Origin of the sequence: Mucilaginibacter sp. UR6-11, from assembly GCF_020880695.1 — a bacterium.
Lineage (GTDB): Bacteria > Bacteroidota > Bacteroidia > Sphingobacteriales > Sphingobacteriaceae > Mucilaginibacter.
Genome location: NZ_JAJIWO010000007.1, coordinates 182,250 through 197,243, shown reverse-complemented (window position 1 = coordinate 197,243; position 14,994 = coordinate 182,250). Strand labels below are relative to the sequence as shown.

General features: G+C 43.7%; 9 protein-coding genes. 6 read left to right on the top strand and 3 right to left on the bottom strand.

Translation table 11 applies throughout. The features are described 5' to 3' along the window. The first annotated feature begins 68 nt into the window (after positions 1-68). The 5 genes from LJ658_RS16330 to LJ658_RS16310 all read left to right on the top strand — a co-directional run bounded on the left by LJ658_RS16330 (position 69) and on the right by LJ658_RS16310 (position 8,793). On the top strand, positions 69-1,175 hold the full coding sequence (locus LJ658_RS16330; protein WP_230547605.1) for a DUF2911 domain-containing protein: 1,107 nt from the start codon (positions 69-71) through the stop codon (positions 1,173-1,175). Between the two features lie 103 nt (positions 1,176-1,278). Beyond that, complete coding sequence (gene rpiA, locus LJ658_RS16325; RefSeq protein WP_230547604.1) at positions 1,279-1,962, top strand: ribose 5-phosphate isomerase A; 684 nt, start codon at positions 1,279-1,281, stop codon at positions 1,960-1,962. 149 nt (positions 1,963-2,111) lie between these two features. After that, positions 2,112-4,391 (top strand): GH92 family glycosyl hydrolase, encoded by a 2,280-nt coding sequence (locus tag LJ658_RS16320; protein WP_230547603.1) that lies wholly within the window; start codon positions 2,112-2,114, stop codon positions 4,389-4,391. Positions 4,392-4,481: 90 nt separating this feature from the next. Next, entirely contained in the window at positions 4,482-6,197 is a 1,716-nt protein-coding gene (locus LJ658_RS16315; RefSeq protein WP_230547602.1) for a sialate O-acetylesterase, read from the top strand. Between the two features lie 136 nt (positions 6,198-6,333). Then, positions 6,334-8,793: a glutaminase family protein gene (locus LJ658_RS16310; RefSeq protein ID WP_230547601.1), complete on the top strand. Its 2,460-nt coding sequence runs from the start codon at positions 6,334-6,336 to the stop codon at positions 8,791-8,793. A gap of 165 nt (positions 8,794-8,958) precedes the next feature. On the opposite strand, the gene LJ658_RS16305 is transcribed toward LJ658_RS16310, so the two are convergent. Continuing rightward, positions 8,959-10,140 carry a glycoside hydrolase family 27 protein gene (locus LJ658_RS16305; RefSeq protein ID WP_230547600.1) on the bottom strand — a complete coding sequence of 394 codons (1,182 nt, stop codon included), beginning with the start codon at positions 10,138-10,140 and terminating at the stop codon, positions 8,959-8,961. 267 nt (positions 10,141-10,407) lie between these two features. On the opposite strand from LJ658_RS16305, the gene LJ658_RS16300 reads away from it, so the two are divergent. Continuing rightward, entirely contained in the window at positions 10,408-12,780 is a 2,373-nt protein-coding gene (locus LJ658_RS16300; RefSeq protein ID WP_230547599.1) for a hypothetical protein, read from the top strand. Between the two features lie 8 nt (positions 12,781-12,788). On the opposite strand, the gene LJ658_RS16295 is transcribed toward LJ658_RS16300, so the two are convergent. Then, positions 12,789-13,235 carry a DUF4395 domain-containing protein gene (locus LJ658_RS16295; RefSeq protein WP_230547598.1) on the bottom strand — a complete coding sequence of 149 codons (447 nt, stop codon included), beginning with the start codon at positions 13,233-13,235 and terminating at the stop codon, positions 12,789-12,791. A gap of 14 nt (positions 13,236-13,249) precedes the next feature. After that, complete coding sequence (locus LJ658_RS16290) at positions 13,250-14,845, bottom strand: glycoside hydrolase family 172 protein (RefSeq protein ID WP_230547597.1); 1,596 nt, start codon at positions 14,843-14,845, stop codon at positions 13,250-13,252. Positions 14,846-14,994: the final 149 nt, after the last annotated feature.

Here is a 14,994-nt window from a genome sequence, read left to right as displayed (position 1 = left end):
AGTTTGCTTATTAAAAACAAGCTTTAATTAATAATTACTGAAAAGCGATATACTTAAACTTTCACGATATGAAAAAATTACTTGCTGCCTGCTTTATGGCAACTTTTGTTACCCTTACCGCACACGCGCAAATGACGGCCTTCCCCAATGGCGGCAACAAGCGTGCATCCGTATATGAGCAAATTGGCTTAACCGATGTTACTATTAATTACAACCGCCCGCATGTTAACGGCCGCGAAGGGCAGATCTGGGGGAAACTTGTTCCGGTTGGTTATGTAGATCAGGGCTTTGGTACCTCAAAGGCAGCCCCGTGGAGGGCCGGATCAAACGAAAGTACCAATATCACTTTCTCAACCGAAGTAAAGATTAACGGACATACTTTGCCCGCCGGCAGATATGGTTTCTTTATCGCTTACGACCCTAATGAGTGCACGCTGATCTTCTCTAAAAACTCAACCTCATGGGGCACCTTTTTTTATGACGAAAGCGAAGACGCGTTACGTGTAAAAGTAAAACCTGTTTCAGCAGACAAAAGCGTAGAATGGTTACGTTACGAGTTTACTAACCAAACTAACAACAGCGCCACTATCCAGTTAGAGTGGGAGAAACTAATTATCCCTTTTAAAGTAGAAGTTGACGCGATTGGCAACCAACTGGCAATTTTTAGGAAAGAGCTGCGCAGCGAGAAAGGGTTTACCTGGGAGGGATGGGATCAGGCCGCACTGTTCTGCGCCCAAAATAAAGTAAACCTTGAGCAGGCGTTGATGTGGGCCGATACCGCCACCAGCGTAAATTTCGGCGGCAACCGCAGCTTCCAGGCATGGAGCACTAAAGCCACAGTTCTGGACAGCCTTGGCCGTAGCACCGAAGCTATAGCGGCCATGAAAAAGGCATTACCTTACGGCACGCAAAATGAGCTGTATTTTTATGCGCGCAACTTAACCAAAAACAAAAAAGGCAAAGAGGCGCTTGAAGTATTTAAGATAGATTATGACCGCTATCCTGATCAGTTTATAACTAATGCCGGTATGGCCAGGGGATACTCAGCTATTGGCGATTATAAAAAAGCGTTAACATACGCCCAAAAAGCATTAGCGCAGGCACCAAACCTCCCCAATAAAAATATTGTAGAAAAAATGGTAAAAACACTACAGGACGGCAAAGACATCAATTAAAAGATCAGATAATAGTGTCTTATTTGAGGGCGCCTGCATTAATTTGCAGGCGCTTTTTTATTGCTGATAATTAACAGATATTAGCCAATAAAAACGTATTACTATGACAGATTACAAAATGGAAGCCGCCAAGACCGCCCTACAATTGATAAAGCCCGGGCAAACCATTGGCGTAGGGGCTGGGTCGACCATTGCTAATTTATTGTCCCTGATAGCCGCCGATAGTAAGCTCGCCTCTTCGCTGACATTTGCAACATCGTCATTTAAAACTGCTAATTTGGTAACTGATCATGGGTTCAGGCTGCAAGGTAACGCCCATGTAAAACATATTGATATTTACTTTGATGGCTGCGATCAATTTGATGCTCAGCTAAACGCACTTAAGTGCGGAGGTGGCATCCATACCTCCGAAAAGGTCATGGCATTATTGGCCGATGAGTTTATATTGATAGGAGATGCGGCAAAATCTGTAGAAAAACTGGATACAACCTATCCGTTGGTGTTAGAGGTTTTGCCTACAGCGCTTAATCTGGTGACTAAATGGCTCGATAAAAATATCCCAACGGCAAAGATCGTCATGCGTATCAGTACTCAAAAGGATGGCGCGGTGATTACAGAGCACGGCAATTATCTGCTGGATGTATATTTTGTAGAATTCATGCCTTTGGATAAAATGAATAATATAAAAATGGTAACCGGCGTGGTTGAACATTCCTTATTTTTAGGGATAGCCGGCAAAGCTATCATAGCCGGGCCGGACGGTACAAAAATACTTACACCTCGTTAGGGATTCCAATTTTTTTTTAAAGGCCGGAGAGAGGTATTGTATCAAAACAATTACCTGCCGCTTTTTTATAAGTAATGAAAATTTCATAGTATTGAATACCAATACGTTTAAACCCAAATAAACGGCCTTTTTAACGGTAAACCACTATTATGAAACTAAAATTTACTTTTTTAGCGTTTTTTGCGGTGTGCGCCACAACTTTTGCCCAACATAAAACCGGCAATAAAGCTATCGCTACCGGCAAATCTCCAGCCGATTATGTTAATCTGTATATCGGCTCCATCAATCCAAAAACACGCAGTACGTCGCCGGTAATAAAAGTGCCGGGTGGTAACATGGCGATTTTTCCAGCTTTTACACCGGAAATGGAAGATCTTTATTTAGCAGATAAGATCTATGGTTTCCCATTGGGTTTTGGTAGTTTGATGATTAATAAAGGCGAGTTAAAACTTGGCGCCAAAGCAAACGCGTCAAAGTTTGACCATGACCTGGAAACCGCTACGCCCTATTATTACCAGGCGCTTTTGGAGGATCCAAACATAAACACGGAGTACACAATGACCGACAATACGGCCATTTTTAGATTTACTATCCCGGCGGGCCAGGCAACAAATGTGCTGCTGAGTTTACAGGGCAATGCCAATGTCGAAATAAAGAATGACAAGGTTATCCAGGGTTCAACTACGGGCGGCGGGAGACGCGGCGCCAATGAAGAGAAACGATATTTCTACGCCGAATTAAGCAAACCCGGATCATCATCTGGTACCTGGGAAAACGATGCGCAATCAGCAACTAAATCAAAAAGCGGCAGAGGCATTGGTACTTATTTAAGTTTAGCATCGGCAGGGCAGGTGCAAACCGTCGAACTAAAGGCCGGTATATCATCAATCAGCGTTGACGACGCCAAAGCAACCATAGATAAAGAAATCGGCAAATCTACTTTCGGGCAAATAAAAAACAAAGCAAAAGATCGCTGGAATACCGAATTGGGCCTGATAAAAGTTAAAGGCGGTACCGAGCGACAAAGAGCCATATTTTACAGTACACTTTATCGTACCCGCGCTTTGCGCATGGGTAATGTTTGGGATACCTACCGCAGCGCTTACGCGTTGCAGGATTTGATTAAGCCCGAGGAATCCATAAAAGCAATTAAGAATTTCGTTAAAGTATACGAGCAAACCGGCTGGTTGCCAAGTTCGGGCGCTATGATTGGTAATCATTCGACATCGGTTATTGTAGAGGCTTATTTTAAGGGCCTGCGTGGTTTTGATGTAGAGAAGGCCTATGCAGGCATGCGTAAAAACGCTATGGAAGCAACCATGATCCCCTGGAGAGATGCCGGCCATACTACCGAGCTGGAGCAATGCTATTATGATAAAGGGTTTTATCCGGCGCTACCCATACGGGCTGACGCCGACGAAAAACAACCGGTAGATATGTACAACCGCTTGCCTTACCAGGTTAGGTGGACACCAACGCTGGAGGTTAAAGAATGGGTGCCCGAGGTTGACTCATGGCACAGACGGCAATCAGTGTCCGTAACGCTTGAGCATTGTTATGATGATTGGTGCCTGGCGCAGATAGCGCAGGCTTTAGGCAAAACTGATGACTATAAACTGTTTATGAAACGCGCTCATAACTATCAAAATTTGTATAAGCCATCCATTGGTTTAATGGCGCCAAAAACCGCCGATGGTAACTGGGTTGAACCGTTCGATCCCAAATATTCGGGCGGCTTTGCTGGTGAAGGTTACTTTGCCGAATGTAATTCATGGGTATATACCTGGAGCGTACAGCATGATATCCAGGGATTAATTAACCTGATGGGTAGCCGCCAGGCATTTGTGGATAAACTGGACGAGTTATTCTCTACCGGCCACTCTATGGATAAACTTGCTTTTTTGGGCCAATTCCCGGATATGACGGGTTTGGTAGGGATGTACCCGCAGGGAAATGAGCCTGCTTATCATATCCCGTACCTGTATAACTATGCGGGCCAGCCCTGGAAAACCCAAAGCCGCCTGCGGCAGCTGATGGACCTTTGGTATGACGTAACCCCGCAAGGTTTGGCAGGCGATGAAGATGGCGGTGCTACTTCAAGCTGGTACGTATTTAACGCTATGGGCTTTTACCCGCAATGCCCCGGCAGGCCGGTGTTTGATATTGGCAGTCCGTTATTCCAGGAAACCACCATTAATGTAGGCGGAGGCAAAACCTTTGTCATTGAAGCTAAAAACGTATCGGGAGCCAATAAATATATCCAGTCGGCCACTTTAAATGGCGTAGCCTGGAATAAACCATGGATGAACAACAGCGATATTGTAAGAGGTGGCAGGCTGGTACTGGTAATGGGATCACGCCCTAACAAAAGCTGGGGCAGTGCGCCGGGCGATGCCGCGCCATCAATGTCGGTAGCTACTGTAAATTAAAACGACACTTAAGAGCCCCGTTACTCCGGGGCTTTCTATATTTGATGAACGGGGTTAATAAATCCACTATAAACCAATTTGCCTTCTAAAATGAAAAAATCAATAGCTGTTATATTCAAAACCACGCTTGTTATTTTGCTAAGCTGCAATGCCACGTTTGCCCAGTTTAGATTACCTGCCATATTTGGCGACAACATGGTGCTGCAACGCAATATGAATGTACCCGTGTACGGCTGGGGCGAAGTAGGCGAGCAGGTACAGGTAGATTTTAAAGGTAAAACTTATACAACAACAACCGGCGCGGACGGAAAATGGCTGGTGAAATTAAACTCATACAAGGCGGGCGGGCCCTACGAGATGCATATCTCGGGCAAATCAACTTCATTAACCTATAAAAATATTTTGATAGGTGACGTTTGGTTGGCGTCGGGCCAGTCAAACATGGAGTTTGGCATCCAGACCGAAAAACATGCTGCCGACGCTATCCCAAAAGCTACAGATGGCCTGATCCGTTTATTTTATGTGCCGATGGCTTTGTCGTTACAGCCCTTATATGATATTCCTAGGCAATCGCCCGGGTCGCCGAATGGCAAATGGGTGGTTTGCTCGCCAGAGGTATTGGCAGACCGGGGTTTCGTCTGGCACGGGTTTTCGGCAGTAGGGCTTTATTTCGCGCAACAGATCCGTAAATCAACCGGCGCACCTGTGGGCGTGATAGGCAGCTATCGTGGCGGCACGCCGGCACAATCCTGGATAACCGCCGAAGGTTTAAAACAAAGTCCCGCTTTTACCAAGTATGTTGATGCGCACAAAAAGTTGGTAGACAATTTTGAAACTGCCACAGCGATCTATCCGGAACGATTGGAGTTTTATCGCAATCAACTAAAAATATGGAACACCGAGGTTGGCACGCCGTTTAACGATACGCTAAAAAAATGGAACGCCGATGTGGCACAGGCAAAAGCGGAGAGGAAACCTGCGCCGCCGAGGCCAAAACCGTCTCGCCCAGCCCCGGTACCGCCTGCCGACCCGCTGGGCGGCTACCAATCACCCACCATCTGTTTCAACGGTGTTATTGCACCGCTGGTGGGGTATGGCATAAAAGGGGTGATATGGTACCAGGGCGAAAGCAACGGCGATTATTTTGATGACGCTATTGAATACAAAGATCTTTTCCCGAGAATGGCAACCGACTGGCGCAGGGTATGGGGACAGGGAGATTTTGCGTTCCTGTTTATGCAATTACCAAACTTCAGGCAGCCGGCCGTAACACCGTCAGAAAATAACTGGCCCTGGGTACGCGAAGCGCAAACCAAAACCTTAGCGCTCGCCAATACTGGTATGACCAATATTATTGATGCCGGCGATCAGTTTGATATCCATCCAATTAATAAACTGGTGCCGGGGAACAGATTAGCCCTGGTTGCGCGACATAACATTTATGGCGAAAAGGTGGTGGCGACCGGCCCGGTTTATAAGTCAATGAAAATTAATGGCAACCAGATTATCATCAGCTTTGCTGAAATACACAAAGGGTTAGTCACCGCCGGTTTGGTGGGCGATGATGTGGTAAATACCGATGGTGCCGAACTTAAAGGTTTCGGTATAGCCGGTGCCGACCATAAATTTGTTTGGGCCAGGGCTGTTATTAAAGGCAAGACCGTGGTGGTGACCAGTGACGAGGTGGTAAACCCCCAGGCAGTAAGATATAACTGGGCTGATAACCCTCCGGGTAATCTGTATAATAAAGATGGCCTGCCTGCTAATCCGTTCCGTACCGATGATTGGCCGCCATTAAAAAATTAATTGAGCTATTTTGGCTATAGCTTGAAAATAAATGAGTGATTTTAGCATAAAATGCCGTTAATTTAGCAAATTATTCTATCCGGCGCTAAACGGGTAAAATAATGCCAATTGTACAAAAAAACAAACTTTTACATTCATGAAAAAAAATCTACTATTTGGATTCGTAGTACTCTTAACAAGTTTCCAATATACGTTAGCACAGGACCGGAAGGCTCCGTCTTATCCGTTGATTACACATAACACCTATTTTAGTGTTTGGTCAAACTCAGATAAACTGGCCGAATCGACTACAACGCACTGGACTGGCGCGGAGCAATCTCTGATCGGTATTATAAATGTTGACGGTACCGATTATAGGTTTTTAGGCAAAGAGCCTGAACAATACAAAACCATATTAGCGGCATCAGATGAGAAACCTTATGCCGTAAAGTATACCGAAACGAAGCCTGATGGCGACTGGACCTCGGCTCAATATGCAGATGCTGAGTGGAAAGAAGGTATGTCGCCAATTGGTGACGCCCATGGCGATAAATTGAAGTGGAGATCAAGAGATATCTGGATCAGAAGGGTTTTTAATATTACGCAAACTGATGATATCAATAAACTGCTGTTAAAAACGTCATGGGACGATGATATCGAAGTATACTTAAACGGTGAAAAAGTATTTACAAGAGTAGGTGTAAGCAAGGGTTATGAAATGATCCCTATCGACAAAAGTAAACTAAAAATAGGCGAAAATATTATAGCTATGCACGTGGTAAACACGGGTGGCGGCTCGCGTGCGGACGTTGGTTTGGTTGACAAAGAAAAGCCAACTATCACCAAAGAACTGGAAGTAGCTGATCAGAAAAATGTAACCATCAACGCTACCCAAACCATCTACAGCTTTAAAGTTGGCAAGATTGATTTAGATGTAACGTTTACTTCACCGTTAATCCTGTCTGACCTGAATTTGTTGTCAAGGCCGGTATCATACATCACTTACAAAGTAAAAGCTAACGACAAAAAAACACACGCTGTAAAAGTATTCTTTAGTGCGTCTACTGATCTGGCTGTTAACCAGCCAAAACAAGCGGTTACCGCTTCAAAATACAGCACTGCCGGTTTATCCATATTAAAAGCCGGAACTGACGAGCAGCCTATTCTACAAAAAAATGGTGATGACGTACGTATCGACTGGGGTTACGTTTATGTAGCTGCACCAAAAGCAACCGCGGTATCACAATTCATCACCGGCGCTAAAGAAGCTGTTTTAGCTTTCCGTAAAGGTGCCAGTACTACAACTGTTACTAAAGGTAACAGTCTGGCTTTAAACACCGTTATTCCGTTTGGTAAAGTAGGTGCTGTTGCAGTATCCAAATTTATTGAGATAGGTTATGATGATATCTACTCGATGCAATACTTCAAAACTAACTTGCGCCCTTGGTGGAACAACTCTGGCAAAGAAACTATTGAAGGCCAGCTGGCAAAAGCCGCTACCGAATACGGTTCTGTATTGCAAAAATGCGCGGCCCTAAACCAAAGCTTATATGCTGATGCTTTAAAATCAGGCGGTAAAGCTTATGCTGATCTTTGTGTATTGGCCTACCGTCAAAGTATTGCTGCACATATTTTAGTGAAAAGCCCGCAGGGCGAGATCCTTTGGTTCTCTAAAGAAAACTTTAGCGGTGGTTTTGTTAATACTGTTGACGTAACTTATCCATCAGCGCCGTTGTACCTTATCTACAACCCTAAGTTAATGCAAGGTATGTTAAATGGTATTTTCTACTTTAGCGAAAGCGGAAAATTTGTGCATAATTTTGCGGCGCATGATTTGGGTAGCTATCCACATGCTAACGGCCAAACTTATGGCGAAGGCATGCCGGTTGAAGAATCTGGCAACATGACTATCCTTACGGCAGCTATCTGCAGGGCACAGGGTAGCCCGGCTTATGCTAAACTGCACTGGAAAACATTGACCACCTGGGTTGATTACCTGGTTAAGGAAGGTTTTGACCCGGCTAACCAGTTATGTACAGATGATTTTGCGGGCCACCTGGCACGTAATGCAAACTTATCTGTAAAAGCTATTGTAGGTATTGGCTGCTACGCCCAACTGGCCGATGCTTTAGGCGAAAAGGCAACTGCAGCAAAATATCGTGCAATTGCAAAAGACATGGTAGGCAGATGGCAAAAATTGGCCGGCGACAAAGATCACTATACATTAACGTTTGAGAACCCGGGCACCTGGAGTCAGAAATATAACCTCGTTTGGGATAAAGTTTTAGATTTGAATCTGTTTCCGCAGTCTGTTTATGACACTGAAACCAAATACTACCTGAGCAAACAAAATGAATATGGTTTGCCTTTGGATAGCCGTAAAACGTATACCAAATCAGACTGGATACTATGGACCGCTACCTTTGCACCAACCCGCAAAGAGTTTGATGAACTGGTAAAGCCGGTTTACAAATTTGCTTTAGAAACCCCAAGCCGCGTACCACTGAGCGACTGGCACGAAACGACCAACGGGAAACAAACCGGTTTCCAGGCACGTAGCGTTGTTGGTGGTTACTACATGAAAATGTTATATGACAAGCTAAACCCGGGAAAGTAATTTACAAATACGAAGTAAAAAAGGGCCGCTATAATTTATAGCGGCCCTTTTGTTTTTCAGTAATATCCGGCAAAGTATATTTTGAAATTGCCTGGTTTTAGCTGATACAAACCAGTTTAACCATTACTTTAACCGGAGGCTATTTTATAACGACGTTTTGCAGTTTTATTTTAGTTCGGTCAACTTTATCATTATGACACCATGCGGGGCAACTTTTGCAGTATAAGTATTTGTGAAAGTGCCCTTGCCGGCATGTTCCCATAAATCTCTAACCATTGTTTTACCGGCGATTCCAATGGCCTTAAGATTCAGCGTTAACATGGCATTAGTGTTTTCTTTATTAAATATAACTACCGCTTTGGTGCCGTCATTAAGCGGCTTAATCCATATTTCTTTTTGCTCATCGGCCAGTACCCGTGTGCCTGGTTTGCCCGCTTTATCCTGATCAACCGCAATAATTTCCTTATTCATTAAGATTGCTTTGGTTTGGGCAGACATATTACGCACATCATTACCTAAAGTTAACGGTGCCGATACGATGCTCCATAGGCTGAACTGAGCTTTTTGCTCATCGTAAGTTTGTTTGTTGTTTCGTGGATAATCGACTATTAAGTTATCCGGATCGTTCCAATGGCCATTGCCGGCATAATTTTCTTTACCTACTACCTGGTTTAGATTTTCATACCAGTTTTTGTAGGTCACTTCGGGATTTTTATCAATAAATTTTACAATATCCCCGCCGGTGCGCCACATGTCAGCAATTTCCGCACCCCACAGGTGTGTTTGCCCGCTTGAGAAAATACAGATCTCAAACATAATTGGCCGGCCTGTGGCTTTTAACGCTTTGCTCATCCTGGTGTGTAGCTCCCGGTCGGTGTGTTTTTCTTTTTCGCCGCAGGCGTCATATTTTAAATAATCAATTCCCCAGGCCGCGTAAGTGTTTGCATCCAGTTCTTCATGATTATAGCTGCCCGGATACCCAGCGCAGGTTTGCATTCCGTTAGATGAGTATATCCCAATCTTTAAACCACGTGCATGCAGGTAATCGGCCAGATACTTCATCCCATGCGGGAATCGGCTTGTATCGGCATATTGCCGGGCTTCTTTATCTCTTTTGGCAGCCATCCAGCCATCATCCAGTTGCAGTAGTTTATATCCGGCATCCCGCAAGCCGCTTTTTACCATCGCGTCAGCAACTTCCATTATTTTTTTTTCATCTATCTTGTCAATAAACGGAAACCAGCTCATCCAGCCCATCGGCGGGGCAGTTGTAATTGGTTTATCCTGTGCGTTTGCCGAAAGTGCCACACACGCCGTAAGCGCCAGTGCTACAATAGTTTTTCTCATTTTTTTTGTGAATATATGATCTGCCTGCTACCACAGGGCGTGGAAATTTTAATTAAACATAAGAGATTATTTAAATTAAAAACAGATTAATCTTTTATTTATCTTGGCTGTATCAACATTATAAATGATCTCCCAACAATAACTCCGTAACCATAAAAGCCCGAATCTATGTTTTTTAAAAGGACCTATGTAGCCGTATTTTGTACTCTGCTTATTTTTTTTCCGGGGATTGTTTTTTCCAAAGATATTGTAATCAACAGCTCAAAAATGAGCTTAACACTAAATTATGGTGAGGGTGCAGGTATCACGTCGCTGGTTGTTAACGGTCAAAAGGTTGTCAGCAGCGCCGGTGGTATTTTTACGTCGGTAACTGTTGGTGGCATCACTTATTCTTCGTTGCACCTGACAAAAAAACCCGCATTTAGCAAAATTGGTAATGTATACCGGCTAAGTAACATTAGCTATGGCGATAAAAGCTTGATCGTTAAAGAAAACTGGATTTTTAAAATAGCAAATGGCGCAATAAAATGGACAATTGAGCGAATTACTGACAAACCGGTAATTGCCGCTGGGGAAGCCACGCCTGTATTTAATTTTGACAGCATCAACACCTGGGAAGGAGCTTACCAGGGTTACGGCGGGTTAGCCTGGTTCTACCTTTTTAATGAAAAGTTGTGTACTTACGGTGTCCATACCCGCTCGTCTGATTTTTGGAACAGTAAAAATGATAATGGATTAAATATAACAGTGGATGCCCCGGGTAAAAACGTAGCCATGAAATATACCCGCACTAACGACGACAAGCTGGCTTATACCATCAGCGTATCTGACAAAGAATTACTGCTTAAATATGAAGCAGGCACCAATCGTAGGCGGTTTATAAGGGGTAAAACCGATGTATGGGCGGCTTTTAATATGAGAGCAGGCCTAAGTAAGCAAAGTATAACTTTTACCCCTTTTGATTTTAGTAAAAAATACGGACGCGGGATATTTAAAGGAATTGACGGCGACAAGGTAGGCGCGGTATTAAATACCATTGCGCGTATTGGGGTAATTGATTCATTACATTTTGGAGGAAATAGCTGGCATACCCCTTACGGCCCGATTTGCCTGCACGAACAATATATTGCGCAGCTTGGGTTGGGTATAAATGATCCAAAATTTTTAATGGGCGATCAAAGCAGCCTGGATTACTACCGCGACCATGCTGTAAAGCCTGATGGCCGCGTGTATTCGCGGTGGGCTTACACTAATGAAGATGCCGGGCCGGGACAATTTAACAGCGACGGTTTTTATGAGGCGCAATGGGGTACGCTAATGGACTCGAATCCCGATTTTGTTACCAACATTGCCGAACTTTATGACCTGACAGGCGATAAAGCCTGGGTTAAAACGCACCAGCTATCCTGCGAAAAGGTTTTACAATGGATATTGAACAGGGATAGTAACAATAATGGGCTGGTTGAAATGATGAATGATAATTCATCACAAAAAAAGAGCAGCGATTGGATAGACATTGTATGGGCATCGTATGAGAATGCTTTTGTAAATGCAAATTTATACCACGCGCTGGTAAAGTGGGCTGATATTGAACGGCAGTTAAACAATCAGTCTAAAGCCAAATATTATGCAGATTTTGCGGAAAAGTTAAAAGCAAGCTTTAACCGGCCAACCAACGAAGGTGGATTTTGGGACGAAGAAAAGGGATGTTATGATTATTGGAGAGATAAAGATGGATCTATGCACGGCCGTAATATGGTTACTCCGGTAAATTTTATGGCCATAGCTTATCGCATTTGCGACAATGACACCCGCCGTAAAACCATATTAGACAATATTGAGGCACAAATGGTGAAAGAGAATTTGTTTTTCTGGCCGCTTGCAATGTCAACCTATGCACCGGGCGAAGCCAGCCGGCAGCAATATCCTTTCCCGGCCTATGAAAATGGCGATCTGTTTTTATCCTGGGGATCGGTCGCGGTAAAGGCATATGCTGAATATGATCCGGCACTGGCCCTTAAATATGTAAGGAATGTGCTGAACCAATATAGTAAAGATGGCCTGGCGTTTCAGCGTTACGGGCGATTAAAGCAGGATGGACTGGGCGACGATATATTATCAGGCAACAGCCTGGCTATTGTTGGTCTGTATCAGGCGGTTTATGGCATTAACCCGCTATACAACCGTTTTTACCTTGATCCGCATATCACGCCCGAACTTGCCGGTACGGTGTTAACCTATAACTTCAGGAACGAGAAATTAACCATTAGCTTGGATAACAATAGCTATTCAGTCGCCAACAAAATATTTAAAGTTACCGCCAATAAGAGCTTCGGATTTAATGCCTCAAAAACGGAGCTATCCTATTTTAACGGTAAAAGTGCCGATGTATCCCTGCGAGCCAGAACAGTAAGCAGTTTGGCTATCGACGTACAAAATTGGGATACTGATCATATGGAATGGCGGCAACATGTCACTAAGCCGGTAATTTATACGGTATGTCAGTTAGAGCCTAACGCCACCTATCGCCTTTCTGTTAACGGTAGTAAGGCTCAAGATGTTAAAAGTAATTTTAAAGGCGAGCTGATAATTAATTATACTCCAAAATCAACGGACGAAACTATCCTTATAATTAAATAAACAACAACTTATTTGATCATTTTAAAGCGTTTTAAATAACTATAAACATGGCACCCGGCGCAAAATCCGAAGAATGATTCAAGTATCGCAAAAACAATTAAAACAGCCAATATGATTCGGGCGGCCGTTATTAAACCAATTATCAACATTAGTGTGATAAAACCACTAAATACCAAACCGATGAATGCTGCAAAGCGTTTTGGCGCACGGTCCACCGGTTTGTTTTTAACCTTGAATAGTTTTATAAGCCGGCCGCTTATCAGGCCTAACGGACTGTAGTTATTTAAGTTAAACACCCTCAATGCGAAGTCGACCAACAAAAAGGCAGCGATGATCCAGTTGGTTGTTGTAAAAAAGCATGTCAGCGCCAGTAATACCACAAAAAAAGCAACCATCCTCGCCCTGTTTTCATTGATTGTGATATAATCTATAGGGCAATTTAAATTATCCTCCATTATATAGTAGCTGCTTAATTTAATTTTTCTGGTTGTGTTTGGTTTGATGCCACACTACTTTTTGCGCCTTTAAAACCATACCAATAGGTGGTCGCAGCAAAATCTGCCGTTCCGTTTTCCCAGCCCAGGGTTTCTAAACTAAAACGAAATGATTTGGTAAACGGCACTTTATCTAAATTGCGGGTACGTGTAAATGTATTATTCCCAAACGAGTCGCCATTATCAGCCCTGGGGGCGTTGGCAAAAGGAGTTTGATATAGTACCACCGGCGCCCACGAGGTATTGTAATAGTCCTCGGTACCGGTGCCATATTCCGCAGGGAAACTTTGCCCGTCGATCCAGATCTTTTGATCGCCTTCGCCATACCATTTATGCATATGATTATAAACAGCAAAGGTATCGCCCAAAAAAATTCCCTTTCCGGTAATGGTGTTGAAATCCCAATCAGTTGCAGGCAGGTCTTTGTCGCATTGCGTTATTGGCACATTTACCTGGTTTTTCCAATCAGCATGAAAATACATCGTGTTAATATCCCATTTCCGTTTATCACTAACTACTTTAAGCGACGCAGTTATGCTTTTATCTCCCAGATTTAACAGCGTTATTTTAGCCGTTTTTTTATAAGGCATTACCCACCTGCTAATTATCTCGCCATCAGCATTAACAGTTCTGTACCAGCTTTGTATGGGGTTTCCACCTACGCCGCTGCCTGAAAAGTCGCTTATCGGGCACCAAACCGTTTGTTCGCCGTCGAAATCTATTTTCAGGACTGTTGAACGCAATGCCTGTTCGTAATCTTGCCGGTCATCAGTTTTAATTTTTATGCTGATAAACTTTATAGCCGACGAGGCCCGGGGCAATTGCACGGTAATTTGTTTTTTCGGTTGGATCAACTGGCTGGTTTTTAAAGCATGGCCGGCTGCTATGTTATCTGGACGCAACAATTTGTTGTCCACGTCTGCTGTTAAAGCCGATAGTGTTTGCAGGTTTTTAAGTGTAAAGGTTTCAACCCTGGTGCCTGCGGGATAGGTGCGGTAATTTACCTGGTAATAGCGGGGTTGGTTATCCGGGTCATTATCCTCAAACGTTATTTTGCAATGTTTGGCATAAGGCATTGGCAGGTATAATGTGCTGCCACCTTTTTGTTTAGCTTCATAGCTGGAGTGGGGGCTAAGCAGGGCTTTACCTAGCGGTAAGCCACTTTGTAAAAGATCGTAAGCGGGTATGGTAATTTCGGGCAGGGTATTGTTGTCAAAATAAATGCGGATCTTACCGGCGCGCTTAAAGGTGGTTAACCAAAAGCGCACAACGGCGCCAGGTCCGTCTGCATCCATCATTACATGTTCCTGGTGGCCCTCAACAGTTTCCGTGCGGATATATTGAGATGCATCGGCATTGGCAAACCATCCGGGTTGGTTGGGCGATACGGATTTGCGGTCATAACTACTGGCCTGTTCTTCGTTATAAAACGGTTGCGGCCATCGCACAACGGAGCTATAATCCACTATCTCTTTTAACAGCGAACTGGTGGTTACCGCCACTTGCCCGTAGCAAACCAGCTCAGATGAAAACAATAGGAAAAGAATGTATATTTTACATTTAGCAATCATATACAATGCTATAAAAAATAAAATTAATTATGGTCTTATTCAACTGTTCATAACCGCACGGACATTGTAACATTATCGAACGGTGTTGGCATGCTTTTTTAATTATAACAGTTTGATTTTAAGTAATTTGCAATTAAGGCATATTATTG